The following is a 24,980-nucleotide window of genomic DNA, read 5'->3' as shown; positions in this document are numbered from 1 at the left end:
TGGCTAACGTGCCGACCTGACCCATCCCTAGATGATCCTCTTAATTGAAGCCGATCAGCAAAAATTACTCGGGCAAAGGGATGTGCTCATCCCTGTCGTCAAGCGGGAGATCGAAACGCCCCTTCCCCCAGTTCTGGGCACGCCATTCAGCCTTGGCCTCTTCGATACGCTCCTTGGAAGAGGCCACGAAGTTCCACCAGATGTAACGCGGTCCTGGGAGTGTCGCGCCGCCGAGGGCCATCAGCCTTGCACCTTGGCCGCCAGCGGTCACCGTGATCCTGTCACCGGGACGAAACACCATCATCTGCGGCGCTTCGAAGTCTTGGCCAGCGATCGAGATCGAACCCTCGACGATATAGATCCCCCGATCCTCGTGATTGTCCGGCATGGGCAGGCGAGCACCTGCTTCCAGCCTGACATCGGCATAGAAGGTCTCGGAAAACATCCTCGCGGGAGCGACCCTGCCATAGGCATTTCCCAGGATAAGCCGAACGGTGACGCCGCGATCCTCGATCACCGGCAAGGCCTGTGTCCCATGATGCTCGAACATCGGCGCCATATCCTCATGGCTGTCGGGAAGCGCTACCCAGGTTTGGATCCCCAGCAGCCTTTGCGGACCGCTGCGGCCTTCTGGCGTAGTGCGCTCGGAATGGGAGACATCCCGGCCCGCGACCATCCAGTTCAGAGCTCCGGGGCGAATGATCTGGTCGGCGCCTGTGCTGTCGCGATGATGGAATTCACCGCGATAAAGATAAGTGACGGTGCCGAGTCCTATATGGGGGTGCGGTCGAACATCGATGCCCTGACCAGTCAGAAGTTCCGCAGGCCCGACCTGATCGAAGAAGATGAACGGGCCAACCATCTGACGCTTCGGCGCAGGCAAGGCGCGCCGAACTTCAAAGCCACCGAGGTCGCGCGAACGTGGAATGATGAGAGAGTCGATCGCATCCAGGCCGACCTCTTCAGGACAGGCTGGCGCAATTGCGGGGTTCCAACTCATGCATCTTCTCCTCTTCAGTCTGCGGGGTAGACCCTGCAGGGCTCTCGTTCTGCTGCCCGGTCGGCCAAAGCCGCCACCGAAACTAGAAAGCGACAGCACCCGCGACTAGGTTTGGGAAACGCTACACTGTGTCGCGGAAAGCGGAACACGCTGTCCGCGGCATCAACTCCCGGAGCCCCAAAAATGCGTGTCATTCTCAAAGGATTCGATCAGAAACTCCGAGAGAACCCGCACTTTTCGGGATGGATGCGGGCTGGGAGGCCGTACGACATAGACCCCGCCGACCGGTAGCGGAAAACGTGTCATGATCGGAACGAGAGCCCCTGAAGCGAGATAGTCGCGGGTGACGCAATCAGGGAGCCAGGCAATGCCCAGCCCCTCAGCGGCTGCGCTCGCAAGCGCCATGCCGGTGTCGGTCCTGAAGCGGCCCTGCGGCTGCACGGTGATGATTTTCTCGCCATCCATGAATCGCCGCCCCCTCGATTCTGGTGAGTGCACGGCTGACCATCGACTTGGAAACCCCCAGCCTGCGCGCGGCCGAAGTGATGCCTCCCGAATCGGCAACCTCGACGAACACTCGCAGATCTTCGATGTCCATTTGGCATTCCTCCGTTGCGACACCGTCGAGACCCGACCTAGGGCGCCGCCCTGATGATTGGAGCGACCTCGGTGCCCAGAAGTTCGATCGAGCGCTTCATCGCTTCCGTATCAAGCGAAGCGGTACTCATCTGGAAGGTGATGCGCCAAAGGCCGCCGAGCGTTTCGCTTGCCTGCTGCATCTTAGCGGCAACGGCTTTCGGCTCGCCGACCAGGAATGCGCCGTCAGGACCCGCCATGAGCTCGAATTGCTGGCGCGTCGGTGGCGACCAGCCGCGCTCACTGCCGATCTTCGTCGTCAGATACGCCCATCCGGGGAAGAAGGCATCCTTTGCAGCCAAATCGGTCTCGCCGACAAAGCCCATCGCATGGACTCCCACCTTGAGTTTTTCCGGATCATGCCCGGCGCGTTGTCCGGTTTCGCGATAGAGATCGACAAGCGGGCGGAAACGTTCGAAGCTGCCGCCGATGATCGCCACCATCAAAGGAAGGCCAAGTACACCGGCGCGTGCGAAGGATTCCGGCGAACCGCCAACTCCGATCCAGACTGGAAGCCGCGTTTGATGTGGGCGCGGAAAGACGCCTTGCCCTTTGAGTGGCGGCCGGAAGCGGCCTTCCCAGGTGATATCTCTCGTCTCGCAAAGCTTGAGAAACAGGTCGAGCTTTTCGGCGAAGAGCTCGTCATAGTGACGCGTATCAAGGCCGAACAGCGCGTAGGCCTCGATGAAGGATCCGCGGCCGACCACGAGCTCCGCACGACCCTTGGAAATCAGGTCGAGGGTTGCGAATTCCTGGAAAACACGCACCGGATCGGCAGCGCTGAGAACCGTGACCGCACTCGTCAATCGGATGCGGAAGGTGCGGGCCGCGGCCGCGGCCAGAATGACGGCCGGGGCGGAGTCGAGAAACTCACTGCGGTGATGCTCTCCAATACCAAATACGTCGAGCCCGACGCGATCTGCGACCACGACCTCCTCGATAAGCTCGGCCATGCGATCCGACGGTGACGGGCGCTTACCCGTTTTCGGATCAGGAAGGATGGCTGCGAAACTGTCGATACCAATTTCCATGCTTGGTCCTTAAGTTGATTGCGCGGTTCGTTGTCGTCGCTACCTGGCCAGTTTCATTTCCGCCCTCAGATTGTCGCCGTCACGGTGGTCGCAGGCGCATCTTTCGCGTCGGTGGACGGCTGGGCCAAGCGTGAACTCGCTTGAGTCGGGATGGCGAGGCTCGACTTTGGGGCCTTTACGGTGACATCAATTCGAGATTCCGCCATCCCAGTCAGCTTTTAAAGACCGGCCCGGCTGGCCGCCTGAACCGGCGTATTGAGGAGCTGCTGCTCCCACAGATAGGCGATGCCGCTACCACCGGCATGCTCGATGATGACGTCCGTCAGCGCAGCCGCGGTCTCCTCGCGAGCCCAATCGCGCTGCCATTCGGCGGCGATCGCGAGCCAGGTCATCATATTGATGCCAGCCCCCATCATCCGCTGGATCGCCACCTGGTGCGCTTCGACTGAGGTCCCACCCGATGCGTCGGCAATCACCGTCACGTCCCAGCCTTCGCCCGCGGCCTGGATTGCCGGCATCGCAACGCAGACTTCGGTCCACAGGCCAGCAATAATCAGCTGCTTGCGGCCGGTAGCCTTCACCACGTCCACCACCTTCGGATCCTGCCAGGTGTTGATGAATGTGCGGTCGATCACCTCCTGTCCGGGGAAAACATCGGTGAGGTGCTTGAAGAGCAGGCCACCCCGGCCGGCTATCACGCTTGTCAGGATTGTGGGGACGTTGAAAACCTTCGCAGCTTTCGCAAGCGCCGTCGTGTTGTTCACGACCGCCTGCGGATCGTGGCTGTTCACGTTCGCGAGCTGATAGGGCTGATGGTCGATCATGACGAGGACGGAATCTTCGGGACGAAGAAGTGAGCCAAGGCCGTTACGGAAGGTCATAGATAAATTCCTAGGTTCGCGGTTGGTTGAGACACGTTGCTGGAGGGAACACGTGCCCTCCGAAGCGCCGTCTGGGAAAGGACCTTGTCATTCCCGATTTCGATGCGGTAGTCATCGTTTGTGCCAAACAGTGTCGCGGAACGGGGAACGCAGCATGGACATCGAAGATTTGCGGACGTTTGTGGAGGTAGCGGATGCGGGCGGCGTCACGCCCGCTGCGCTTCGGCTGGGCGTTTCCAAGTCGATGGTGAGCCGGCGGCTTGCGCGCCTTGAGGCAGAGCTCGGCGTCCAGTTGCTTGCAAGATCTACACGTGGGGCATCCCTGACGGAAGCGGGCGCCACTTTCCGTGACTATGCGGCCAGGATCAGCGGCGAGATCGATGTCGCCAGAGACACGATCCTGCCCGCCGGCGAACTGAGCGGTCGCCTGAGAATTGCGGCACCCCTATCGTTCGGGCCCACCCACTTTGCATCAGTCCTTGCGGACATGGCATTGCGCCATCCGCAACTGCAGATCCAGACAAGCTATAGCGACCGTTTCGTGGACCTGATTGCGGAAGGGTTTGATTGCGCGATCCGGGTCGGCACACTTCAGGATTCCAACCTGATTGCAAGACGCGTTGGTCCCCTCTATGGAAAATACGTCGCGAGCCCCGCCTATATCAAAGCCCATGGCTCCCCGGAAACACCGGAGGAACTCGTCACGCATCAGGCGCTTATGCAGGGGATGGAAACGTGGCAGGTGATGGACGGCGACAAGATCCTGACCATTCGCCCGCAGGGCCGTTTCAAGGCTGACAACGGGGCGGCTCTCGTCGTCGCTGCCGCGGCCGGTTTGGGTATCGCTGCCCTCCCCGATGGCCTCACCCGGGACTATCTCAATACCGGCACGTTGGTGACGGTCATGAAAAATCATCCGCCACCCGCGGCCGGAATCTATGTCGTTCGTCCGCCGGGACAGCACCCCTCGAGAAAGGTCCGCGTCCTGACCGAAATGCTGATCGAGTGTTTCGATGATAGCGGGCAAGGAAACGAACAGCCCATCTAACCGGATATCGAGCGGCAGATCGAGACGGTCCCCGACCTGACGCGCAGGCCGGCGACTATGTCGACGGACTTCCCCAACAACATCCTGCTCAAATCGATCAATGACCTGGGTAGCGCGCCGCGATCGGCACCCTGTCCCAATTATTCCCTGTCATCCAAGTATTCCTTTGTTGGTAAGTTGATGGGCGCTCGGCTCGTCGGCGGCGGTCGCCGCCGTCAATCCACTATTGGCCAAGAAATGCCTGTAACCTTGGAACCATGAAATCAAGGAACACGCGCACGCGCTGGGGTAGGCGCGCTCCGCCGAGATAGACGGCATGAATCTCTTCCTCGTCATTCTCCACGATGTCCGCAAGCACTTCCACTAAACGACCGGACAGAAGATCGGCTCGCGCATGGTAATCGCCAAGCCGAGCCAGTCCCACACCGGCGACCGCCATGCGCCGAACGGTCTCGCCATTGTTGGCGAGCAGGGAGCCGCTGACGGCGCGATCGACGATCCGGCCACTCTCCTTGAGGGGCCAGACCGGCGCGGCGCGGCGAAAATTGAAGCCAAGGCAGTTATGCCGCCCGAGATCCTCGGCGGTGCGCGGGATGCCGTTGCGCTCTAGATATGCCGGCGCGGCGACAATCTTGCGGCGCGCGGCGCCGATCCGGCGGGCCATCATCCCGGAGTCCGAAAGCCGCCCGACACGAATCGCGACATCGGTGCGGTCGAGGTAGAGATCAACGATTTCGTCAGAGAGCGAAAGGTCGACGACGATGTTGGGGTAAGATTTCCAGAAGGCTGGGAGCGCTGGTTCGACGCCAAGAATGCCGAAGGCGACGGAGGCATTCACGCGCACCGTGCCGCCTGTAGCGGCGGCGCCCTGCGACAGCTCACGCTCCACTTCGTCGAGATCGCCGAGCAGCGCCTGGCTGCGCTCATAGTAGATTTGCCCCTCGGCTGTGAGCGAAAGGCGGCGGGTCGAACGCTCAAGCAGCCGCACGCCGAGCCGCGTTTCGATCCGTGTTATGAGCTTGCTGACGGTCGAAGGCGTCATAAGCAGCAGGCGCGCCGCTTCCGAGAAATTCCCAGCTTCCACGACGCGCAAAAAAACCTGCATTTCGCCCGCGCGATTATCCATCCGATCGACTCGTCTATGATTTCGTTTCACAGATCCTATGGAACGCTGAGGCGTTATCAAGGCCCTTGGCATGGCTTATCTCTCTGCCATGTTAAAGATTTCTGCTCTCGATCTGATCCGCAAACCGGATCGCCTGACGCTCGGCATTGAATTGCCGCTTGACAATGACTGGTCGCCCGCCGGCGAAGCCCGGCGAGTGGCGGCGGGACGTCCGCGCGGCGTCCCCGATCTCTCGGCGCAGACTGACCTCGTGCGTAGAGCCGACGCGCTCGGCTTCGCGGCGGTTTGGATGCGCGACGTGCCGGTGTTCGATACGGTCAACATGGGCGATGCCGGCTCCGTCTACGACGTCTTCACGCTGCTGGGCTATTTCGCGGGTTTGACTCGCAACGTCGCGCTCGGCACCGCCGCGGTCGTGCTGCCGATCCGTCATCCGCTGATGACGGCGAAAGCAGTCGCGTCAGTGGACGCACTCTCGGGCGGGCGCCTGATTCTTGGCGTCGCTTCCGGGGACCGACCGGTGGAATATCCGCTGCTCGGCCTCGACTTCGAGGCGCGCGGCTTAGCCTTCCGCGAAGCGGTCGCCTATCTCAGACAGGCGTGGCAGCCAGGTGGACTGCCGATCAACGGCGAGCGTATCCCCAACCTCGATCTGCTGCCGCGCCCGGCACAGCAGATGATTCCCATGGTGGTGGCCGGACAGGCGCGGCAGGACGACGCTTGGCTCGGTACCAATATGGACGGGCGCTTCGTCTATCCGGGCAGCGTCGAGAAGATGACGCTACAGGCTGCACGCTGGCACGAAGCCACCTCCGGTCATGGCGCCTTCATCAGCGCCTTCCATCTCGACCTTCTGGACGATGCCGATGCGGCGGCTGAATCGATCCGTTTCGGCGCGCGTGTCGGCCGCAAGGGTCTGATCACCCATCTGAACGCCCTCGCTGCGGCCGGCGTCGATCACCTAGCCATCAATCTGCGGCAATCGGGACGCCCGCCGGCCGAGATCATCGAAGAACTGGCGTCGGAGGTCATGCCCGCGCTCGTGAGCAACCCGAAGGCGCAAGCCGCCTGAACATCAAGGATTGAAGAACATGGATATCGTAAAGGCGCATGGAGCGCAGATCCCGGCGCTCGGCTTCGGCGTGTTCCGCATGTCGGACGCCGAGGTCGAAGCGGTCGTGCCCGCGGCAATCGAGGCGGGCTTCCGTCATTTCGACACGGCGCAGATCTACGGGAACGAGGCCGCCCTCGGCCGCGCGCTCGCGGCAGCCGGCGCACGCCGTGAGGATCTATTTCTCACCACCAAGGTATGGGTCGACAACTACAGCGAGGACAGGTTCGTCGCCTCTGTGGACGAGAGCCTCGACAAGCTGAAGGTCGACCAGGTCGATTTGCTTCTGCTGCATTGGCCAGCCGACAAGATGGCGATCGCCGAGCAGGTGGCTTTGCTGAATGCGGTGCAGGCTGCCGGCAAGACGCGCTACATCGGTGTCAGCAACCAGAATGTTGCGCAGATGACGGAATCGGTCGCGCTCAGCAAGGCGCCGATCGTCACCAACCAGATCGAGGTCCACCCTTACCTCGACCAGACGGCTGTCGCGGCAGCGGCTAAGGCCGCTGGCGTTGCGATCACAGCCTATTACGGCATGGCTGACGGCGCAGTGCCGCGCGATCCGGTGCTGCAGAAGATCGGCGCCCAATACGGCAAGAGCGCTGCACAGGTCGGGCTGCGCTGGCTGATCCAGCAAGGCTACGTCACGCTCTCCAAGACCGCCCAGCCTGAGCGTGTCGCGGAGAATTTTGCGATCTTCGATTTCGCGCTGAGCGACGCAGACATGGTTGCAATCGGCAAGCTCGCACGGCCCGGCGGCCGTTTGGTGAGCCCGGCCGGCCTTGCCCCGGCATGGGACTGAGGAGATCGAGCGATGAACGACACACTCTCTCTTTCTGCGGCGGGTGATGACACGAAGCGGTTCAACTGGCCGCTGCTCGCCCTTGCCATCGGCGCCTTCGGCATCGGCACAACGGAGTTCACCCCGATGGGGCTGCTTCCGGTTATTGCCGAGGGCGTGGACGTATCCATTCCCTCTGCGGGCCTTCTGATCAGCGCCTACGCGATCGGCGTCATGGTCGGCGCGCCGATCATGACCCTCGCATTCAGCCGTTTCGGCAAGCGCACCGCGCTGATGCTGCTCATGACGATCTTCACCATCGGCAATCTGCTTTCCGCATTGGCGCCTGACTATACGACGCTGCTGCTGGCTCGTCTCGTCACCAGCCTCAACCACGGCGCTTTCTTTGGCCTCGGCTCGATCGTTGCAGCAAGCGTGGTGCCGAAGGACAAGCAGGCGAGCGCCGTCGCCACCATGTTCATGGGACTGACGATCGCCAATATAGGCGGCGTACCGGCAGCAACCTGGATCGGCCAGCAGATCGGCTGGCGCGTTGCATTTGCGGGAACGGCCAGCCTCGGCATCCTTGCCATCGTCTCGTTGTGGTTGGCGCTGCCGAAGGGCGAGCCGGGCGAAGTACCTGATGTGCGGCGCGAACTCGGCGTGCTGACGCACCCGACGGTGTTGCTCGCCATGGCGACCACAGTGATGGGAGCCGGCGCCATGTTCACGCTCTACACCTATGTCGCCCCGGTCCTCACCGACCTGACAGGAGCCTCCGGCACCTTCGTCACCCTTGGCCTGGTGTTGATCGGCGTGGGCTTCACCATCGGCAACGGCTTGGGCGGCAAGCTCGCCGACTGGTCGCTCGATGGTGCAACCACGATTTTCCTGGCGGCACTGGCAATCATCATGGTGGCGCTCCCGCTCGTTCTGGCGAGCCATGTCGGCGCGGCGATCGGCCTCCTCGTTTGGGGCGCGGCGGCTTTCGCCATCGTTCCTCCCGTTCAGATGCGAGTCATGGAGGCAGCGTCCGAAGCGCCGGGGCTGGCATCATCGATCAATGTCGGAGCATTCAATCTCGGCAACGCGCTGGGTGCGGCCGTCGGCGGCGGCGTCATCAGTCTCGGCCTCGGCTACGCGATGGTGCCCGTGGCGGGTGGCGTGCTGGCAGCGTTGGGTCTGGCGCTCGCCTGGCTCGGAAGCCGTCGCAAGGAAAGCCACAAGCTGGCATCTTGCGAAGCCTGAACGGAAGAAGGACGTAGGTAGCGAACTGGCTCACCTTATGAGCCAGTTCGCATTTTCGCACTATTCCTATGCCGCCGGCGCAACATCGGCAGCGCTTCATCAAATGGCGAGCAGTTTGGTCGTGCGCTCGGATCAGGCGCGCACTGCAAGAACGTTCAATCTCCGCTCGTTGGCCGATCGTTAGCGTGTCTCGGCGCCACCAAGAACGGCGCGCGAGAAACCGCAAACAATATTGGAGATTTCATGCCGAGCTCAGCTACAATTGTTCTGGTCCATGGCGGGTTCGTAGACGGTTCCGGATGGGAGGGCGTCTACGAGATCCTCAAGAGGGATGGATACGAAGTCATCATCGTACAGAATCCGACGATTTCACTAGCCGACGACGTTGCCGTCACCAAACGAGCGATCGCGACTGCTTCGGGCAATGTCATCCTGGTTGGACATTCCTACGGCGGAGCCGTCGTATCCGAGGCGGGTAGCGATCCGAAGGTTAGCTCCATCGTCTACATCACGGCGTTCGCGCTGGATGCCGGCGAGTCGGTCGCGAGCCTTATTGCCAACCCGCCGCCAGGCACGCCTGTCCCACCCATTCTTCCTCCCGTCGATGGGTTCCTGATGCTCGATCGGGAGAAATTCGCCGCCTCATTCGCTGCAGATGTTCGTCCACAACTCGCTTCTTTCCTTGCCGATTCCCAGGTGCCCTGGGGGCTCGACGCTCTCAACGGGCAGGTCTCCGACCCAGCCTGGAGGTCCAAGCCGAGCTGGTATCTTGTGGCAACGGACGACAGGATGATTCCACCGGACGCACAACGCACTATGGCGACCCGGGCTGGGGCAACTGTCGTGGAGGTGCCCGGTAGTCATGCGATCTATATTTCGAATCCCGGCGCTGTCGCAAAGATCATTGTGCAAGCTGTCACAAAGGGCCTCGGCAAATAGGCCGTTCTGGAAAAATAACAGAGGTCGCCCGGACTTATACCGGGTCTGGGCGACCTTGTGTATTCTGGAGCGCCCCTTTCGAAGACAGGAACCGAATGACCCTGAACGTGAAATTGGTCGAGGTCGCGACGGTACCGATCGGCCTGCCCCATAAGACGGACTTGAAACTGTCCGTCCGCGGCCTTTCGCGTTCCCGCCTCATAGCCGCCGACGTCAACTACGGTTCGAACCCGGCCGAAGCCAATCCTGAATTTCCGTCATGGGAGGGCGCCTACAGCATCGGAGTCCATTTCAATGACGAATTGAGCGAGGTGTTCCTCGACAGCCGGTACTATTCACATCCGGTGCGAAAAGGCGAAACCCATTTTCTGTACGTCTCGGACCTTGCACATATCGACTTCACGACCCCTCGGCATACGCAGGAAGTGATCCTGCAACAAAGCTTCATGCGAGAAATCGCCGACGACCTGGAGGTGCCGCATGTGACGAGTTTGGGCCGTGGCCTCTACCATGTCACCGATGATCCGATCCTCCGGCGGCTCGCACTTCAGATCTATCCGTTTTTCAATGATCCCGAGACAATCGATCCGCTACTGGCCGACCAATATATGTGGAGCCTCGGCATTTATCTGCGCGCGCATTATGGCGGTCTTGCAGTGCGACGACCAATCAGGGGTGGCCTTAGCACGTGGCAGGAGCGGATAGCCAAGGAGGTGATCGAGATCAGCCTTGTGGGCGGCATTGCGCTTTCCGAGCTTGCCGGCATTTGCGGCCTGCGGACAAGTCAGTTCTGCCATGCCTTCAAGCGCTCAACGGGCATGGCGCCGTATCAATGGTTGAAACAGCGCCGCATTGCCCGGGCGAAAGACTTGCTTTCGAACCGTCAAATGTCGATTGCTGAAGTCGCGTTGACCAGCGGTTTCGCTGATCAAGCCCATCTGACCCGAACCTTTGCCCATTTGATCGGAGCTACGCCGGGGGTCTGGCGACGGCAAATACTGAGTTGAGTGGTGGTCGCCGAGGCGCCCGCATGAGCAATTTTGGCCCTGCGAACGATCAGGCGGACCCCGTCCCATCAGAGCGCGCTGAAAGGCCCGCCAAAGAAGTCCGCCGACGGGTTATATCGAATCTGGGGCTGGTGCGCGCGGGAGCGGTACGTTTCGACGCGAAGCTTTGTTGCGCCAGTCGTCGAGGTCCGCGCCGCAGGCACAACGGCCTCAGAGCTCCTGATTGGCGATCAAAATCGGTAATCGGGCGACTGGACATCGAGTACACGCTTGATGCTTTCAAGATGCAGGCGCGCACTTTCAGGGTCGCCTGCCCGCATCTGTCTTGCGGCAGCCGCTGCAATGTCAGGGTTGACCGGAACCAGTGGGCGTCCAGCGCTCATGGCCTTGAGTTGCACTTCAGCGGCTCGTTCAAGGTAGTAAAGGTCATCCCAGGCCTCCGCGACATTTGGTGCGCAGACCATGACGCCATGGTTTCTCATGAACAGAATGTCCTGGTCACCGAGCACAGGGCGCGGATGATGCCAATCAAATCGACCGATCTCCACACAAATTGAGGAAGACCCCGTTTAAACGACAGCCATGTCCGCCGCGCTTCCACCAACCAGCCAACTATTGCCCGCCTTCCTCATACTGGTAAGGCTCGATCTTTTCGCCCTCCAACACGTAGCCTGAATCGACCTCGCTCGAGCCATCGATGAAAGAAAGGTCTTTCTTCGCCGATTGCACCTTCATGGTACCGGTTATCAGCACGCCTTCGAACAGATCAGTTGATCCATAGGGGGATGAAGACCTTACATAGATGACCTGGTTCGGCGGTGGAGGTGGCACGTGGATGCAGGCGCCGACATAGGGGACAAGCAGGAACTCGCTCGTGCCTTTCGGATTGAAATCCAACGGCAGCAGATAGCCAGCGATGGCCACGCGCTTCCCGTCGAGCTCTTTATCTGTCAGCTTTCCGCGCCTGTCGATCTCCTCGACCCACGCTAGATAATGCTGATAAAGTGCATCGAGATCCACGCCTTGCTTCGCGAATTTATCTCTATCGGCGTCAACACCCTTTTTCGTTTCCTCGCGCTGGTAAGCAACTTCCTTATCCACATCGCCCTCTGGAAAACTATTCCAGTAGTCGAGATTGCTGAGCGCCTCCTGCTGATCCGGAGGAACCGCTTCGAGAAAGTTTTCCAAGGGAGGAGTTGAGGGGATCAACGTCTCCCATTTGAGTTGCGTGGCGGGCTCGCCGAATGCCGCGTCGCAATCGGCGCCAAATACGGCGAGGAGGAAAATGACGCAGTGAACGATCGATTTCGCGTTCATGATGCAAACTCTTTCAAGCTCATGTTCTCACCATCATGCCACTTGCTATGGACATTCTATATGCGCGATACGCAGGCAGAAACCCTGCGAGTACTCCACCGATCAGAATCGCCGATAGCAACAGTGCATCGTTTGCCGACGGCGGTTGCACACCGATGTCGATGCCAAACTGCTTGTCGACGAACGGTCGAGCAATAAATAGTACCGCGTAAAGCGCTGCCGTGCCAATCGCGATGCCGGTGACAGTGAGCAAAGTGGCTTCGCCGACAAGCAAGCTCGCAACTGCGAGTGGCCTCGCTCCAAGCGAGCGAAGGATCGCAATTTCACGCCGGCGCTCGTTGAGCGTTGAGAGGATCATCGCCGACAAGCCGAGCATCGAGGAGACTACGACCATGGCTGAGACGCCGAGCAAGGCGGTCTCCGCCGTGCCGACCAGCGTCCACATCTCCTGCAGAGCCACGCCGGGCAGCACTGCTGACAAAGGCTCCGCCCGATATTCATTTATCGAACGCTGAAATCCGATGACCTGCAGGCGTGACTTTAGGCCGATGACTGCCGCGGTGATGGCTTTCGGGGGAAGCGACATCTGCCGCAGCCGGTCGGCGGGCGTATGCTGTCCGGGAATTCGAGAACCCGACCGCCAGTCCACGTGAATGGCCTCGATTGCTTTCAGGCTGACATGCAGCGACTTGTCGACCGGCGTGCCGGTCCGCGCCAGTATTCCGCAGACACGGAACGGGAGGTCATCGTGCTGCGGTCCAAGAGAGCCCACGCCATGAGCTATGACGATCTTGTCGCCAGTCGCGTAGCCGAGCTGACTCGCCACGTCCGAGCCGAGGACGGCATCGAACAGATCATCGAACGGCGCGCCGGCTGCAAACTTCAGTGCCTGCCCGTCGCGATAACGGAAGTGCTCGAAATAGTCCAGAGTGGTGCCGATGACGCGAAAACCCCGGTGGCTGTCGCCGAGGGAGAGGGGGATCGACCAGGCGACGCCGGGCCGCGACACGATGTCCTCGTAGCTCCGCCATGTGACATTGTTCGTCGCGTTGCCAATCCGGAAGACCGAGTAGAGAAGAAGCTGCATGGCGCCCGACCTGGCGCCGACCACTAGGTCGGCTCCGGACACCGTTCCGGCAAAGCTGTCGCGTGCACCGCTGCGCACTTTCTCCACGCCGAGCAACAGCATCACGCTAACCGAGATTGCAAGAATCGTCAGCAGGACGGTGATCCAGCGATTGCGCAGAGACTGTAGGGCTAAACGCACGACGATCATGCTTCGCCTCCGCGTCTCGATGTCGCCAATATATCGGTAAGGTGAAGCACTCGGTCGAAATGCTGCGCCAGACGACGGTCGTGACTCACCATGATCAGTGTGGCCCTGGTCGCTTCGATCTGGCTGAAGAGCAGGTTAAGAAAGTCCTCCTCCCGGTCGTCATCAAGCGCCGACGTTGGCTCGTCGGCAACGACGATCTCGGGCGCGCCTATGAGCGCCCTTGCGGCCGCAACACGTTGTTGCTGACCCACGCTCAGGTTAGCCGCCGGTTGCCGGCCAATATCCGTGGGAAGACCGAGCGCGGCCAGGAGGCGCCGGGCTTCCGTTTCGGTTCCGCCCGCCTCGACTGCTCGTGCATGGCGTGCCGGAGCGAAGCTCAGCGGAAGCAGCACGTTGTCAATCACCGCGCCGTAAGGCAGAAGGTTGAACATCTGGAAGATGATGCCGAAATGCTCGGCCCGGTATCGGTCGCGGCGGCCGCTGCTCAATCCGCCGAGTTGCGTGCCCAGAATCTCGATCGTTCCGGCTTTCGACTGGATTATGCCGGTCAGCAAGCTGAGCAAGGTCGACTTTCCGCTGCCCGATGGGCCCAGCAACAGGAGACGTTCGCCTCGCGGAACCTGGAATTCCGCGACCCTCAAAGCGAATGCATCTCGCGCTGCCCATTTGTACTCGACGCCGCGCATATGCACGGCGTCGGCCTTCGTTGCCACGTCCATCCTATCTGTCCAGGCGGCGAGACTCGCGGGAGACCTCGAACGCAGTCTGCCCCTTGGCGTCGATGACTGTCACGTCGAGTTCCTCGGAGCCGGTAAACCGATCGAAGAACGGGAACTCGATCGAAGTCACCTGTGCGGCATCGGTGCACGCGAGCGTATAGGTCGCGCGAAACTCGTCGTGGTGGTCGTCGTGCTCCTCCGTCGCCGCCCCCTCAGTCTTGGCAGCAGCCTCATGTTCCTCGTGCGCCTCGGCGACAAGCTTCACGTCGGCAGCGGTAACCTTGCAGCCTGCAGAGTCAGGAAACGAGAAAAATTTGAGCGGCTCCTTGAGGTCGTCGATTGCCGTCTCGACGGCCTTCTTCTGCTCATCGGTCTCTGCCTCGTGCTCAAACCCGACAATATCCATGCCAGGGGCCGTGAGTTCCATCTGCAAATTGTTTGCCTCGAAGGCGATCGCCAACGTCCCGTGACCGTGAACATGCGGACCAAGCTCACGATGTTCTTCTTTCGCGTATCCCGTTGACGCGACGCCTAACATACCTGCGGCGATCAACGCTCCGGCGCGATGATTCAGTCCCATCTCTGTCCCTCCAGTTTGTACGATCATGAGCCGGCCTCGATGCAGGGCTTGCCTCAGCGAAAGCACACAGGCGGCGGTTTCGGGGATCTGTCTAAACTGAAGGAGGGCCGCGAATTTCATAGTGCTTGGAGGAAAGGAACATTTGCCGTCGAGAGGCGAGCGCCACCCAAGCAATCATAAAGATAGCCGGTTCGTATAGGACACTGCCCGCTGACAGCATTAGCAGCGCAGTTGCCAGGGCAGAGATCAAGCAGATATTGCAATCGTGGTGAGGGTGTTCGTCGTCATCATGACGCGACTGGGGCTCATTCCCGACCGGAGTGACCAGCTTTTCAGTCGCACTTAGCAGCAGGCCATCTTGATGGTACGGACCATCGATATGGCCAATCGACAACGCGAGTTGGAGCAGCATGCCGAGCAATGCCACCCATCCGATTGCCCGCGATCGCTGCAGCCGTTCCGGCACAATGAGGTTGCGTGGCATCATGTTCTTTAGGAGCCCAAGCCCAGGATTGATGAAGTCTATCGGCTCGCACAGGCTTTGCAAAGGCCAGAGAGCTCATTCGTGGCAATTGGGCTAACTGGCGCTTAGCGAAGGATAGGCTGGGGAGATTTCTCGAATAGAAGCTGCGACGCCCATCCGAGAATATGGGCAGCCCCAAGAGCGAGGGCGGCGACCGCATTGATCGTGAGCACCTGAGCCACAACGGCAATGGAGAAGGCACCATCTCCGGAAGGCAATAGCGCTGTCGCGGCGAACAGGATTCGTTCGCACGCAACGAAGACCGCCAGGAATGCGACTATGGTACGGACGGCAAACGCGATCCCAAATCCCAGCACGGCAAACACCGCGAAGACCGATGCTGTGGCGGCGACGCCGATCGCGAAACCCTAAGCATAGCTGTCCCACGTCTGGGGATAGCTAAGGACAAAATACCCGATCGCCTGGTTACCCAGCCACGCCCGCACGGCAGGGAATATCGCCATTCTTCTCGGAAGAGCGATCGCAGCGGTCGTCGCCAAGTCGCTCGCTTTTAACGGTGTCCAGGCCCGGCTCCGGACAATCACGATAAGATGGGATGTGATCTCGTCCCATGCCACATCAGGCAGCTCGCTCGCAGCCACCCCAGCGGCCTTTGCTCTCCGCTTGAGAATGACTTCCCCCAAAAGTGCGGGCTCGTCAGGTATACTGACGTCTTACCGGAGCGTACTATCGAGATCACCGGAGGTAGTCCTACACCACCCCAGAACATCCAGTCTCACTTCAGATGGTTGCTGTCGAACGGCAAACCGCTTGCGCCGGACGTCGGCAAGTTAAGATGAACCTCCGATAGACGAAAGTTCGGAGCTTGTTTCGCAGGTTTGCACCCTTTCGCTGCGCCTTTGCGATCGGCGCGTGCGAATGCATTTCCACGTCCGAAAAGCCCGCCTTATCCAGGAGCGGCAGGAGCATGGCCGGTCGCAGTCCGTGGCCAAATGGGAGTGCTTTCATGACTACCGCATGACGGCTGCTTAATGCCCCATCGTAGTTCCCGTCAGGCCCGACGGCACAATCGATCAGCGAGATGAGTGCGCTTGCGGCACGTCCCGTCAATGTAGGAGCCACCCAGTCGCCATCGAAGAACAGCAGGCGCCCACCCGGCCGCAGGATTCTGACCACTCGTGGAAGGTCTCTTCCGGGCGCGTCAGTGTCCAGACCAGATGTCTGCAGATGATCGCATCATAGGATTCATCCGGTTCTATGGTGTTCTCGGCGTCCGCCATGATGAAACGAAGCCTGGACTTGCCAGCATGCTTGGCGCGAGCGACCGACAGCATCGCCTCGGAAAAGTCGAGCGCCGTGACATCGTGTCCAAGGTCATGAATCAGGCGCGTCACCTCCCCGGTGCCGCAAGCGAGTTCCAGTACTCGCTTGGGATCCCGCCTGAGCATTTCCCTGATCGGCCGCTGCCACGCATCTGCTTCGGGACCAGCCGCGATCTTGTGCCCAAAGGCCAGATCGAATGTCTCGGAACGTTTCGACCAGTAATCGCGGATCTCTTCCTTGAGATCGAAGTTTCCACCATCCATTGTTCAATCCATCACGTATTGAATGTTGTATCGGCCGTGCACTGCCGACCGCTCGATATGTGCCCTGACGCCAAAGACACGGGCAATCAGATCGTCAGTGAGGACCTCCTCCGTCGTGCCCATTGCGACGACCTTGCCTCTCTGGAGCACGACGAGGCTGTCGCAGAACATCGCCGCTAGATTGAGATCGTGCATGGCGATGATGCAGGTGGTTCCGAGCGTGGCGACGAGCGACAGGATCTCGAGCTGGTGCAGGATGTCGAGGTGGTTTGTCGGCTCGTCGAGCAAGAGTTCGCGTGGCGTCTGCGCCAGCGCCCTGGCGATGTGAGCCCTCTGTCGTTCGCCACCCGAAAGCGTTTGCCAAAGCTGCGCGGCGCGGTGCGTCATGTCGACCCGGGCCAGCGCAGTCTCGACGGCCACATCGTCTTCTGCGGTCCAGGACGACAGGAGGCCGCGATGTGGCGTCCGCCCGAGCCGGACGACATCGCGCACCGTCAATTGAGTATCGGTCGTCGACTGCTGCTCCACGAACGCAACGCGCTGGGCGAGGCTCGCGCGCGAAAGGACAGAAACATCCTCTTCACCCAGACGAATGACACCGCTATCCACGCGGCGCAGACGGCATATCAGACGCAGCAGGTTCGACTTGCCCGACCCGTTCGGCCCCAGAAGACCAAGTATCTTGCCTGGCGTGACCGAGAGCGTCACGCCATCGATAATCAGCGTGTTCCCGGCCGCGTACGAGACGTTCTCGATGGAGATACTCATGCGATTCTCCGGACCCGATAGAGGATCACTGCGAATGCGGGAGCGCCGAAGAGTGCGGTGACGACGCCGATCGGAAGTATCTGCTGCGGAATGATGATGCGCGAAATGATGTCCGCTCCCACGACGAAGACCGCTCCACCCACCGCGGTTGTTGGAAGAAGACGCCCGTGAGACGGACCAACGATGAAGCGGGCTGCGTGCGGAACGAGAAGCCCGACAAAACCGATCGAGCCCATCATGCTGACGACGGCCGCAGTCATGATCGCGGTAGTGGCGAATAGGATAACCTGAACCTTTCGGACGGCTATTCCCAATGATGCCGCAGCATCGGTTCCGAACGCGAATGCGTCAAGCGCGCGGGCAAAAAACAGGCAAACGACAAATCCCGCGACGCTGATCGGAACAGATAGCCAGACGTCGGGCCAGCGTACGCCGCTCATTGAACCCAGGAGCCAGAAAAGCACGCCGCGGGCCTGTTCGGCGTTCGCCGATGTCGTCACGATATAGGAGGTCAGTGCGTTGAAGAGCTGAGAGCCAGCAACGCCACAAAGGATGATCCGTTCGCTCGATCCACCGGTACCGGTCGCAAGGATGCCCACGAGCAGGAAGGCAACCACCGCGCCGATGAATGCGCCACTGGAAAGGGAAAGCGCGCCATAGCCGAAGCCGAGGATCATCACGCAGACAGCTCCTGTCGAAGCGCCTGCCGAAATACCGAGAACATGGGGCTCGGCCAACGGGTTGCGAAGGAGTGCCTGAAGAATGGCGCCACAGAGCGCAAGCGACGCGCCCGCACTAGCTGCGGCCAGCGCCCGACTGAGACGGTAGTCCCAGATGACGCCTTCTTGGATGCGGTTAAGGTCGAATGTCGTCCCGAATAATCGGTTTGATACCGCCTTGGCCGTTGTGGCGATCGGGATCTGGATCTCGCCGATGGAGACGGCAAGGCTGATCATGATCCCGAGCAGGAAGATGGCCGCAATAGTGAGCGCTAAAAGCGCCCACCAGCGACGTTGCCAGAACGAGGCAATACTCACTGCGCCAGGCCAAACGTCTTGATTCCGTTTGCCAGCGTCTCGATTCCGTCAATTGTGCGGATCGTCGGCCTTGATCCCATCTCCCCACCCAGGTTTGCTCAATACCTTGCTCAGAATTTTAACATCGCCCTGGCGCGACTCGGTGCCTGAACCATCGACTGGCGTGCCCGAGGACGGCGTTATCACGACGCCGTCGATCATCGGGTCGTTTTCAACCCTACCCCTTATTGTTTTGCTGGTTCCGGCAACTCTGGCGGTTTGGACGGGAATAACATGGTCCGAGCAGGCGCCAGCGATTGGCAAAATGGCTTATCTTTTGGGCGCTATGGCACTGATTGTAGCCTACTTTTATCTTGTAACGGAGCGTGAGTCCGCGAACACCGACAGCGACATTTGGCCGGAGGCGGCGCGGCTGTCACAACTCGCCCGCAAAGCCGATCACCCGCTACAGCGCAACGAGAAGCGCGCGGGCACTCGGCTTTGCTACCTCCCGTCAGCTACACCACTTGCCGGGACACGATCTGGCCATTCGGCCGCGTTATCCCCATTGAAAGCGGCGTTGTGCACGAGATCGCCACGTCGGCAATAGTCGACCCGTCATCCTTGCCGCGCGATGCGGAAGGTCCCGCTCCCGAAAGCGCCAACCGTCTTTGGGACGCTACCCATGTCAGCGAAAAATCTCAGATCATCGCCAGCCGTTCGCGAGACCGGGAAAGCTTCCAGCTGGTTAATATGGATGTTCGTTTCGTCTATCGAATCGGACTAACTGATCGCGCCGCGCTCCAGGCGGCCTATCAAGTCGCCGATATCGATGGCTTGATCGAAAATATTGCAAACCGCACTCTCGTTCATGATTTTGCAAAACGGACGCTCGATGACGTCTTGAGCGGAGGGCGCCTTGAGCTGTCAAAGACGATCTCGGAAAAGATTCAAGCGGAGATGGACAGCTTGAACAGCGGCGTAGAGATTTTGGCCGTTGTGGTGGAAGCGATACATCCACCAGCCGGGGCTGCTGATGCCTACCATGCTGTCCAGGCGGCACAGATATCGGCCGAAACACGCATGTTAACCGTATGTTGACCATTGGAAGAGAAATTGCCGCTCCGAAAGTGCGGAGCGAGCCGACGATTTTTGTATAAAATTAACGCGTTGAACCTCCCCAGCTTTCGCTTTTACACCGTTCACATCGGTGTTGCGTTATCTGCGCGATTGCGACGGGCGGTCACCGAAGCGAGACGCCCGTTCGCACCGGCGGCACGAGTGAAGGAGAAGATGATGCACGAGTTTTCTATTGCCGCGATACCGGCCGACGGGATCGGTCCGGAAGTCATCGGCGCTGGAATCCAGGTGCTGGAGGCGCTCGCGCAACGGCGCGGCGACATCAGGCTTAAATTTCACAAATTCGAGTGGGTTCTGACTACTACAAGCATTACGGGATCATGATGCCCCAAGACGGGCTTGAGCAGTTGAAACGCTTCGATGCCATTTTCTTCGGTGCCGTCGGCGCGGTCGATGTCCCGGACCATGTCACGCTCTGGGGCCTGCGGCTGCCGATCTGCCAGGGCTTCGACCAATACGCAAATGTGCGGCCAACCAAGATATTGCCGGGCATTACCTCCCCCTTGCGCAATGTCGATTTGGGCGATCTGGACTGGGTGATCGTTCGCGAGAACTCTGAAGGCGAGTACTCAGGCGCCGGCGGGCGAGTTCATCGCGGCTTGCCGGAGGAAGTGGCGACGGAGGTTTCGGTCTTCACGCGCACCGGTGTCGAACGCATCATGCGATATGCATTCGAACTTGCCCAGCACCGCCCGCGCCAGATGCTGACCGTGGTTACCAAGTCCAACGCACAGCGCCACGGCATGGTGATGTGGGACGAGATCGCCGAGGAGGTGTCGCGCGAGTTCCCCGACGTGACATGGGACAAGATGCTGGTGGACGCGATGACCGTCCGAATGGTGGCAAAGCCAAAGAGTCTGGACACGATCGTCGCCACCAACCTTCATGCAGACATCCTTTCCGATCTCGCCGGGGCGCTCGCCGGTAGCATCGGCGTCGCATCCACGGCGAACATAGATCCGAAACACCGCTTTCCGTCGATGTTCGAGCCCATTCACGGTTCAGCCTTCGACATTGCAGGCAAAGGCCTCGCCAATCCCATCGCGACCTTCTGGACGGCCGCCCTGATGCTGGATCATCTCGGCGAGGCGGCGGCATCAAGCCAGCTAATGCAAGCGGTCGAGCGCACTTGTCAGGCAGGCATCATGACACCCGACATCGGCGGCACATCGACGACGAAGGAAGTCACGGAAGCAGTCTGCAGGGCGATCCGGGGCGACAATATCCTGCTGCGTTGATGGCGCCGACCGACCGTGCTTGTTGTCGATCTCAGGAGCGGCGCGCACGGATCCAGAAGGCGTTTGTGAATCGGCGCGGGGTCATCCTTCCGATAAGCATCCTAACGCTTTGAAATTAAGTCTTCAGTGGGGTCATTATGTAGTGCCGCTGCACATACGCGCCAGCAGTGGGCTCAGACGGGTTCGGCCCGCACCAACTCGGCGAGAGATTTCTGGGTGATACCGGCGGCGAAGGCGGCGTTCACTTCCTCCGCATCCCGTCGGTGCCAACACCGCCCAGGCTGGTGGGTAGGACGGCCATGAATGGGCGTCGAGAAAGCGGTGGCGAACAGCCTTAGTGCGCGGATCGTTTAATCGCGGTGGCGTATGTGATGGGCAATCGCAATAGCCGGTCTTTTTCAACGATGCCTTTCAAACACAATGCCGCCCGCCGCCACCGTATCAGCAAGATGAGGTTCAAGATTACGAACTGGGCGGAATACAAGGCAGGACTTCGCAGGCGTGGCAGCCTGACGCTGTGGATGACAGAGGCCGCGCTTTCGGCAGGCGCCGAAGCGCAGGACGCACGGTGGCCAGCGACGCTATTCCGATCTGGCGATTGAGACCGCCCTGACCCTGGGCCTCGTATTCGGCTTGCGGCTGCGTCAAGCGGAGGGCTTTCTGAAGTCAGTGCTGCGGCTGATGGGACTGGATCTCGCCGTTCAAGCGACGGATCAATGGATTGGAAATCATTGGATCGATGAACTAGCTTCATCGATGAGGGTAACCCTAGAGACCGTTGAGGTTTCGAGCGATCTTGATCAGCGCCTCGACGCCGAAGGGAAGCTGACGTCTGCTGGAATAGTACATCGAAAGCGGCGGCCCCATGGACGCCCACTTCGGAAGAACGACTTCAAGGCGACCTGCCGACAGGTAGGGCTCCGCGAGTTTTTCCAGGCAATAGGATATCCCGACACTTTCGAGGGCAGCATTGAGTGCAAGATCGGTTTCGCCGGAAATCAGCGTTCCGGGAGCGTCGATTTCGCGCCGATCATCGCCGTGTTCGAATTCCCACTTGTAGATCTGTCCGCGGCCCGTTCGTATCCGGATGCAATTGTGGGAAAGCAGGTCCTCCGGCATCACAGGGCGACCATGGTTCCTGAGATAATCAGGGGTAGCGACAGCGACCCATTTCAAAGGAGGAGTGAGAGGAACTGCGATCATGTCTTCCGGGATGGTACCGCTGTACCTGATACCGGCGTCGAAGCCTTCCGCGGTAACATCGACAAACTGGTCGTCCACAGCGACCTCCAGCTCAACGTTCGGGAAGCGTTGCTGGAAGATCGGAATGGCCGGTCTCAAAACCAGAACGGCCGCATCTTTCAGAACATTGATGCGAATGCTGCCGGCGGTGCCCTGATAAAGACCGCTCAAATCCTCCAGTCCTGACTGTATCATCTCCAGCCCAGCGGAAATCTTTTCGGCCAGCGCGGTTCCGGCCGCGGTTGGCGCAACGCTGCGGCTGGTTCGATTGAGGAGACGGACGCCGAGCCTTTGCTCAAGCGCTTTCATGCTGTGGCTCAGCGCCGAGGCCGTCACATCCAGATGATCCGCCGCTTTCCGGAAACTACGGTACTGGACTATCGCGAGAAAAATCGACAGTTCGTGAATTTCATTGCGCTTGAACTGCATGTTGATCTCAGGAGGCTAGTTTGGCGATACTTCGCAACCGGTCTTAACGGCTTTCGCTCGTTCGGGCACGGCGCAGCACCAGGATGCTTTGCTGCCAGTCAAACAATTACCTAGTATCATAACGCTCATCGGTCCGTCGACGACGGCAATCAGGATGTCCTGGCAGCCACGATCGCTCTGGCGTCGATCATTTCGAGCCCTCTCCAGCATCCTTGGCGGGCAGATGGCCGATTGCCGACCAATCCAGCGTTTCGCCGCCGTGCGCCAGCAGGGTCAGGAAACGGTCGCGCAGCAGGCTGGCGAGCGGCAGTGGCACGCGCAGCTCCTCTGCGGCGGCGAGCGTCAGCCGGATGTCCTTCTGTCCGAGCGGGGCGGCGAAGCCGGCCGGTTCGAACTGTCCCGCGGCGATCAGTCCGCCGTAGGTCTTGTAGACCGGGGCATTGAATAGCGTAGACGTAAGCAGATCGAGGTATTGGTGCCGGTCAATGCCCGCTTTCCCGACCAGCGCCATTGCCTCGCCGAGCGATTCAATCACCGAAGCAATCAGGAAATTGCCGCTGAGCTTCACCAGATTGGCGAGGCTTGGCTGTTCCGAGATGATGAAGGTTTGCTTGCCGATTGCATCGAAAAGCGGCGCGGAGTCACGAATCGAATCGCCCGCGCCGCCTGCGACGACAAAGAGCTGACCGGCTGCCGCCACCTCCGGGCGTCCGAAGACCGGCGCCGCGACATAGCGCTGCCTCCGCAGGGTGTGGCTCTCCGAAAGCCGGCGCGACAGGGCGACGCTGATCGTGCTCGCGGAAATGTGGATCGCGCCCTCACTCAGGCTCGCGAGCACTCCTCCCTCGTCGTAGACGACACTGTCCGCGGCTTCATCATTCGCCAGCATCGTCATTACAGCCTCGCCCTGGCAGGCCTCGGCCACGGTCGCCGCAGCCCTTGCTCCGAGTGCGACGATTTCGTCGGTCTTTGCACGGGTGCGGTTGAAGACGGTGACGTCATGCCCGGCCTTCACGAGATTCGCGGCCATGCTGGCGCCCATGCGCCCCAGTCCTATGAAACCCACCTTCATGATTGCAGTCCTCTTTGTTGATGTCGGGCGGCTGTCGGTGTCGCGCCGCGCAAAGTGCCGATGAACAGCTTGGCCACCCGAGGCCGATTGCGTCCACGAGCCCCGATCCCCTTTGCCTTTGAAGACACAAGAGGGAAATAACCACTAAATTCTCGGGGCAAGCCAATCCATCTGGGCTTGTTCCTGAAATTCGCCTCCACCTTCATGATCGTTGAATCCGTATTCCAGGATAGATTTGTTCGAGCCAGCGAACGCATTGTATGCAGCATAGACGGTCGATGGTGGACAGATCGTGTCCATCAGGCCTACCGAGAATAGCGCTTTGGCCCGGCACCGAGCGGCAAAGCAAACTCCATCAAAATAGCTTAACGTCTGGAACACCTGACTAACCTTGTCGCGATGGACAGCCAGATATCGCGATATTTCAGGGAAGGGATCCCGCGGCGTAAGTGCCACGGCGCGAGGAAAATCGCAGAGGAAAGGCACATCTGGCATGACAATGGATACACCAGCGTCGAGGCCAGCGGCCGCAAGCGCGATACCGCCGCCCTGGCTTCCGCCCGTGACTGCGATCCGGCTCGGGTCGATTGCTTCGTGACTCCGCGCAGCTTCGATCGCACGCACGGCATCGGAATAAACCCGACGGTAGTAATATGTTTTCGGACTGAGAATGCCCTTTGTCATGAAGCCTGGATGGGCTGGCTCCGAGCCCACTGGGTCAGACGTATCTCCTTTCGACCAAGCACTGCCCTGGCCCCGCGTATCCATGACAAATTGGGCATAGCCCGCTGCTGGCCACAGGAGATGTTGGTGAGCAAAACCTCTTCCGCCCCCGTAGCCGATGAACTTGACAATGCAAGGCAGCTTTGACGCTCGTTGACGCGGTAGAGTGAGCCATCCCTTGATACGATGTCCCCCGAATCCGGAAAACGTAACGTCGAAAACCTCGACAAGCTGAAGACCGGTCTCCACGGGCACGAAGCTGGCGTGCAACGCAAACTGACGCGTTTCTGAAAGGGTCGTGTCCCAGAAGGAATCGAAATCGCCGGGGCAGACCGTTTCGCTTCTGTTCTCGCGCAATTCCTTCAGGTCAAGATCATACAGTGGCACGTGAAATCTCCGTGGTTATGCAGCCCCATCCGATTGTTGCTTTTCAAGACCTAGCAAGAGAGATGCGCAATTAGCCCATCTGCGGGTGCCGGCGACCATCGGTTCTATCGTCATGTTCGCTTCCTTGCTCCGCTCAGAAACCGCCCACGTGCAGCGGCTTGTAGGGGACTTCAAGCTTCTTGATGTCATCGGTGG

22 protein-coding genes and 5 pseudogenes are annotated in these 24,980 nt (G+C 60.1%); 9 read left to right on the top strand and 18 right to left on the bottom strand.

The window, feature by feature from the left end; genetic code table 11:
* Positions 1–64 precede the first annotated feature (64 nt).
* From FHX09_RS21350 to FHX09_RS21335, 4 genes and pseudogenes are all read right to left on the bottom strand, one after another.
* Positions 65–1,000: a pirin family protein gene (locus FHX09_RS21350; RefSeq protein WP_184450588.1), complete on the bottom strand. Its 936-nt coding sequence runs from the start codon at positions 998–1,000 to the stop codon at positions 65–67.
* A 162-nt stretch (positions 1,001–1,162) separates the two neighbouring features.
* Positions 1,163–1,598 (bottom strand): annotated as a pseudogene (locus FHX09_RS21345) (LysR family transcriptional regulator).
* A gap of 37 nt (positions 1,599–1,635) precedes the next feature.
* A complete protein-coding gene (locus FHX09_RS21340) occupies positions 1,636–2,667 on the bottom strand; it encodes an Atu2307/SP_0267 family LLM class monooxygenase (RefSeq protein WP_184450587.1) in 1,032 nt (343 codons plus the stop codon).
* A 218-nt stretch (positions 2,668–2,885) separates the two neighbouring features.
* Positions 2,886–3,548, bottom strand: coding sequence for a hydrolase (locus FHX09_RS21335; RefSeq protein WP_184450586.1), 663 nt, complete (start codon positions 3,546–3,548; stop codon positions 2,886–2,888).
* Positions 3,549–3,702: 154 nt separating this feature from the next.
* On the opposite strand from FHX09_RS21335, the gene FHX09_RS21330 reads away from it, so the two are divergent.
* On the top strand, positions 3,703–4,596 hold the full coding sequence (locus tag FHX09_RS21330; protein WP_183722667.1) for a LysR family transcriptional regulator: 894 nt from the start codon (positions 3,703–3,705) through the stop codon (positions 4,594–4,596).
* A 223-nt stretch (positions 4,597–4,819) separates the two neighbouring features.
* On the opposite strand, the gene FHX09_RS21325 is transcribed toward FHX09_RS21330, so the two are convergent.
* On the bottom strand, positions 4,820–5,722 hold the full coding sequence (locus FHX09_RS21325; protein WP_132593212.1) for a LysR family transcriptional regulator: 903 nt from the start codon (positions 5,720–5,722) through the stop codon (positions 4,820–4,822).
* A 70-nt stretch (positions 5,723–5,792) separates the two neighbouring features.
* Between FHX09_RS21325 and FHX09_RS21320 the strand changes: the two genes are divergently transcribed.
* The 5 genes from FHX09_RS21320 to FHX09_RS30520 all read left to right on the top strand — a co-directional run bounded on the left by FHX09_RS21320 (position 5,793) and on the right by FHX09_RS30520 (position 10,808).
* Entirely contained in the window at positions 5,793–6,794 is a 1,002-nt protein-coding gene (locus tag FHX09_RS21320) for a TIGR03571 family LLM class oxidoreductase (protein ID WP_246699479.1), read from the top strand.
* A gap of 19 nt (positions 6,795–6,813) precedes the next feature.
* A complete protein-coding gene (locus tag FHX09_RS21315) occupies positions 6,814–7,635 on the top strand; it encodes an aldo/keto reductase (protein WP_183722669.1) in 822 nt (273 codons plus the stop codon).
* A 12-nt stretch (positions 7,636–7,647) separates the two neighbouring features.
* Positions 7,648–8,862 (top strand): MFS transporter, encoded by a 1,215-nt coding sequence (locus FHX09_RS21310; protein WP_183722671.1) that lies wholly within the window; start codon positions 7,648–7,650, stop codon positions 8,860–8,862.
* Between the two features lie 243 nt (positions 8,863–9,105).
* Positions 9,106–9,801: an alpha/beta hydrolase gene (locus FHX09_RS21305; RefSeq protein WP_183722673.1), complete on the top strand. Its 696-nt coding sequence runs from the start codon at positions 9,106–9,108 to the stop codon at positions 9,799–9,801.
* A gap of 311 nt (positions 9,802–10,112) precedes the next feature.
* Positions 10,113–10,808, top strand: coding sequence for an AraC family transcriptional regulator (locus tag FHX09_RS30520; protein ID WP_348649187.1), 696 nt, complete (start codon positions 10,113–10,115; stop codon positions 10,806–10,808).
* A gap of 230 nt (positions 10,809–11,038) precedes the next feature.
* Here the strand turns inward: FHX09_RS30520 and FHX09_RS21295 are convergent.
* From FHX09_RS21295 to FHX09_RS21250, 10 genes and pseudogenes are all read right to left on the bottom strand, one after another.
* Positions 11,039–11,317, bottom strand: a pseudogene (locus tag FHX09_RS21295) (class II aldolase/adducin family protein); the annotation flags it as partial.
* A gap of 103 nt (positions 11,318–11,420) precedes the next feature.
* Positions 11,421–12,125 (bottom strand): DUF3299 domain-containing protein, encoded by a 705-nt coding sequence (locus FHX09_RS21290; protein WP_183722675.1) that lies wholly within the window; start codon positions 12,123–12,125, stop codon positions 11,421–11,423.
* A 19-nt stretch (positions 12,126–12,144) separates the two neighbouring features.
* Positions 12,145–13,401: an ABC transporter permease gene (locus tag FHX09_RS21285; protein WP_210301572.1), complete on the bottom strand. Its 1,257-nt coding sequence runs from the start codon at positions 13,399–13,401 to the stop codon at positions 12,145–12,147.
* Positions 13,398–14,120 carry an ABC transporter ATP-binding protein gene (locus tag FHX09_RS21280; RefSeq protein WP_132593203.1) on the bottom strand — a complete coding sequence of 241 codons (723 nt, stop codon included), beginning with the start codon at positions 14,118–14,120 and terminating at the stop codon, positions 13,398–13,400. Before FHX09_RS21280 ends, FHX09_RS21285 begins: the two co-directional genes overlap by 4 nt.
* 1 nt (position 14,121) lies before the next feature.
* Positions 14,122–14,700 carry a DUF2796 domain-containing protein gene (locus tag FHX09_RS21275; protein ID WP_184450584.1) on the bottom strand — a complete coding sequence of 193 codons (579 nt, stop codon included), beginning with the start codon at positions 14,698–14,700 and terminating at the stop codon, positions 14,122–14,124.
* Between the two features lie 91 nt (positions 14,701–14,791).
* Complete coding sequence (locus tag FHX09_RS21270; RefSeq protein ID WP_183722677.1) at positions 14,792–15,184, bottom strand: hypothetical protein; 393 nt, start codon at positions 15,182–15,184, stop codon at positions 14,792–14,794.
* A gap of 780 nt (positions 15,185–15,964) precedes the next feature.
* Positions 15,965–16,770 (bottom strand): annotated as a pseudogene (locus FHX09_RS21265) (class I SAM-dependent methyltransferase).
* A 3-nt stretch (positions 16,771–16,773) separates the two neighbouring features.
* Positions 16,774–17,538: an ABC transporter ATP-binding protein gene (locus FHX09_RS21260; RefSeq protein WP_184450583.1), complete on the bottom strand. Its 765-nt coding sequence runs from the start codon at positions 17,536–17,538 to the stop codon at positions 16,774–16,776.
* Positions 17,535–18,575 carry an iron ABC transporter permease gene (locus FHX09_RS21255; RefSeq protein ID WP_348649186.1) on the bottom strand — a complete coding sequence of 347 codons (1,041 nt, stop codon included), beginning with the start codon at positions 18,573–18,575 and terminating at the stop codon, positions 17,535–17,537. Before FHX09_RS21255 ends, FHX09_RS21260 begins: the two co-directional genes overlap by 4 nt.
* A 48-nt stretch (positions 18,576–18,623) precedes the next feature.
* Complete coding sequence (locus FHX09_RS21250; RefSeq protein WP_183722681.1) at positions 18,624–18,776, bottom strand: hypothetical protein; 153 nt, start codon at positions 18,774–18,776, stop codon at positions 18,624–18,626.
* A 360-nt stretch (positions 18,777–19,136) separates the two neighbouring features.
* Here FHX09_RS21250 and FHX09_RS21245 point away from each other — a divergent pair, with 360 nt between their 5' ends.
* The 3 genes and pseudogenes from FHX09_RS21245 to FHX09_RS21235 all read left to right on the top strand — a co-directional run.
* On the top strand, positions 19,137–19,655 hold the full coding sequence (locus tag FHX09_RS21245) for an SPFH domain-containing protein (protein ID WP_348649185.1): 519 nt from the start codon (positions 19,137–19,139) through the stop codon (positions 19,653–19,655).
* 195 nt (positions 19,656–19,850) lie between these two features.
* Positions 19,851–20,932, top strand: a pseudogene (locus tag FHX09_RS21240) (tartrate dehydrogenase).
* A gap of 404 nt (positions 20,933–21,336) precedes the next feature.
* Positions 21,337–21,634, top strand: a pseudogene (locus tag FHX09_RS21235) (transposase); the annotation flags it as partial.
* Between the two features lie 66 nt (positions 21,635–21,700).
* On the opposite strand, the gene FHX09_RS21230 reads toward FHX09_RS21235, so the two are convergent.
* The 3 genes from FHX09_RS21230 to FHX09_RS21220 all read right to left on the bottom strand — a co-directional run bounded on the left by FHX09_RS21230 (position 21,701) and on the right by FHX09_RS21220 (position 24,785).
* A complete protein-coding gene (locus tag FHX09_RS21230; RefSeq protein WP_132593182.1) occupies positions 21,701–22,603 on the bottom strand; it encodes a LysR family transcriptional regulator in 903 nt (300 codons plus the stop codon).
* 187 nt (positions 22,604–22,790) lie between these two features.
* On the bottom strand, positions 22,791–23,675 hold the full coding sequence (locus tag FHX09_RS21225) for an NAD(P)-dependent oxidoreductase (RefSeq protein WP_183722685.1): 885 nt from the start codon (positions 23,673–23,675) through the stop codon (positions 22,791–22,793).
* Between the two features lie 144 nt (positions 23,676–23,819).
* Entirely contained in the window at positions 23,820–24,785 is a 966-nt protein-coding gene (locus FHX09_RS21220) for an acetylxylan esterase (protein ID WP_183722687.1), read from the bottom strand.
* Between the last annotated feature and the right edge of the window lie 195 nt (positions 24,786–24,980).

This window comes from Rhizobium sp. BK538 (genome assembly GCF_014197575.1).
Classification (GTDB): domain Bacteria; phylum Pseudomonadota; class Alphaproteobacteria; order Rhizobiales; family Rhizobiaceae; genus Rhizobium.
The sequence above is the reverse complement of the archived record's forward strand: the minus strand, read 5'-3'. Positions and strand labels throughout refer to the sequence as shown.

Excerpts from the sequence above, each read along its gene's own strand:
- FHX09_RS21275 (WP_184450584.1), bottom strand. The coding sequence starts at position 14,700 with ATGGGACTGAATCATCGCGCCGGAGCGTTGATCGCCGCAGGTATGTTA.
- FHX09_RS21250 (WP_183722681.1), bottom strand. The coding sequence starts at position 18,776 with ATGATCGACGGCGTCGTGATAACGCCGTCCTCGGGCACGCCAGTCGAT.
- FHX09_RS21225 (WP_183722685.1), bottom strand. The coding sequence starts at position 23,675 with ATGAAGGTGGGTTTCATAGGACTGGGGCGCATGGGCGCCAGCATGGCC.
- FHX09_RS21270 (WP_183722677.1), bottom strand. The coding sequence starts at position 15,184 with ATGCCACGCAACCTCATTGTGCCGGAACGGCTGCAGCGATCGCGGGCA.
- FHX09_RS21315 (WP_183722669.1), top strand. The coding sequence starts at position 6,814 with ATGGATATCGTAAAGGCGCATGGAGCGCAGATCCCGGCGCTCGGCTTC.
- FHX09_RS21305 (WP_183722673.1), top strand. The coding sequence starts at position 9,106 with ATGCCGAGCTCAGCTACAATTGTTCTGGTCCATGGCGGGTTCGTAGAC.
- FHX09_RS21330 (WP_183722667.1), top strand. The coding sequence starts at position 3,703 with ATGGACATCGAAGATTTGCGGACGTTTGTGGAGGTAGCGGATGCGGGC.
- FHX09_RS21340 (WP_184450587.1), bottom strand. The coding sequence starts at position 2,667 with ATGGAAATTGGTATCGACAGTTTCGCAGCCATCCTTCCTGATCCGAAA.
- FHX09_RS21325 (WP_132593212.1), bottom strand. The coding sequence starts at position 5,722 with ATGGATAATCGCGCGGGCGAAATGCAGGTTTTTTTGCGCGTCGTGGAA.
- FHX09_RS21260 (WP_184450583.1), bottom strand. The coding sequence starts at position 17,538 with ATGAGTATCTCCATCGAGAACGTCTCGTACGCGGCCGGGAACACGCTG.
- FHX09_RS21310 (WP_183722671.1), top strand. The coding sequence starts at position 7,648 with ATGAACGACACACTCTCTCTTTCTGCGGCGGGTGATGACACGAAGCGG.
- FHX09_RS21335 (WP_184450586.1), bottom strand. The coding sequence starts at position 3,548 with ATGACCTTCCGTAACGGCCTTGGCTCACTTCTTCGTCCCGAAGATTCC.
- FHX09_RS21290 (WP_183722675.1), bottom strand. The coding sequence starts at position 12,125 with ATGAACGCGAAATCGATCGTTCACTGCGTCATTTTCCTCCTCGCCGTA.
- FHX09_RS21320 (WP_246699479.1), top strand. The coding sequence starts at position 5,793 with ATGGCTTATCTCTCTGCCATGTTAAAGATTTCTGCTCTCGATCTGATC.
- FHX09_RS21285 (WP_210301572.1), bottom strand. The coding sequence starts at position 13,401 with ATGATCGTCGTGCGTTTAGCCCTACAGTCTCTGCGCAATCGCTGGATC.
- FHX09_RS21280 (WP_132593203.1), bottom strand. The coding sequence starts at position 14,120 with ATGGACGTGGCAACGAAGGCCGACGCCGTGCATATGCGCGGCGTCGAG.
- FHX09_RS21350 (WP_184450588.1), bottom strand. The coding sequence starts at position 1,000 with ATGAGTTGGAACCCCGCAATTGCGCCAGCCTGTCCTGAAGAGGTCGGC.
- FHX09_RS21230 (WP_132593182.1), bottom strand. The coding sequence starts at position 22,603 with ATGCAGTTCAAGCGCAATGAAATTCACGAACTGTCGATTTTTCTCGCG.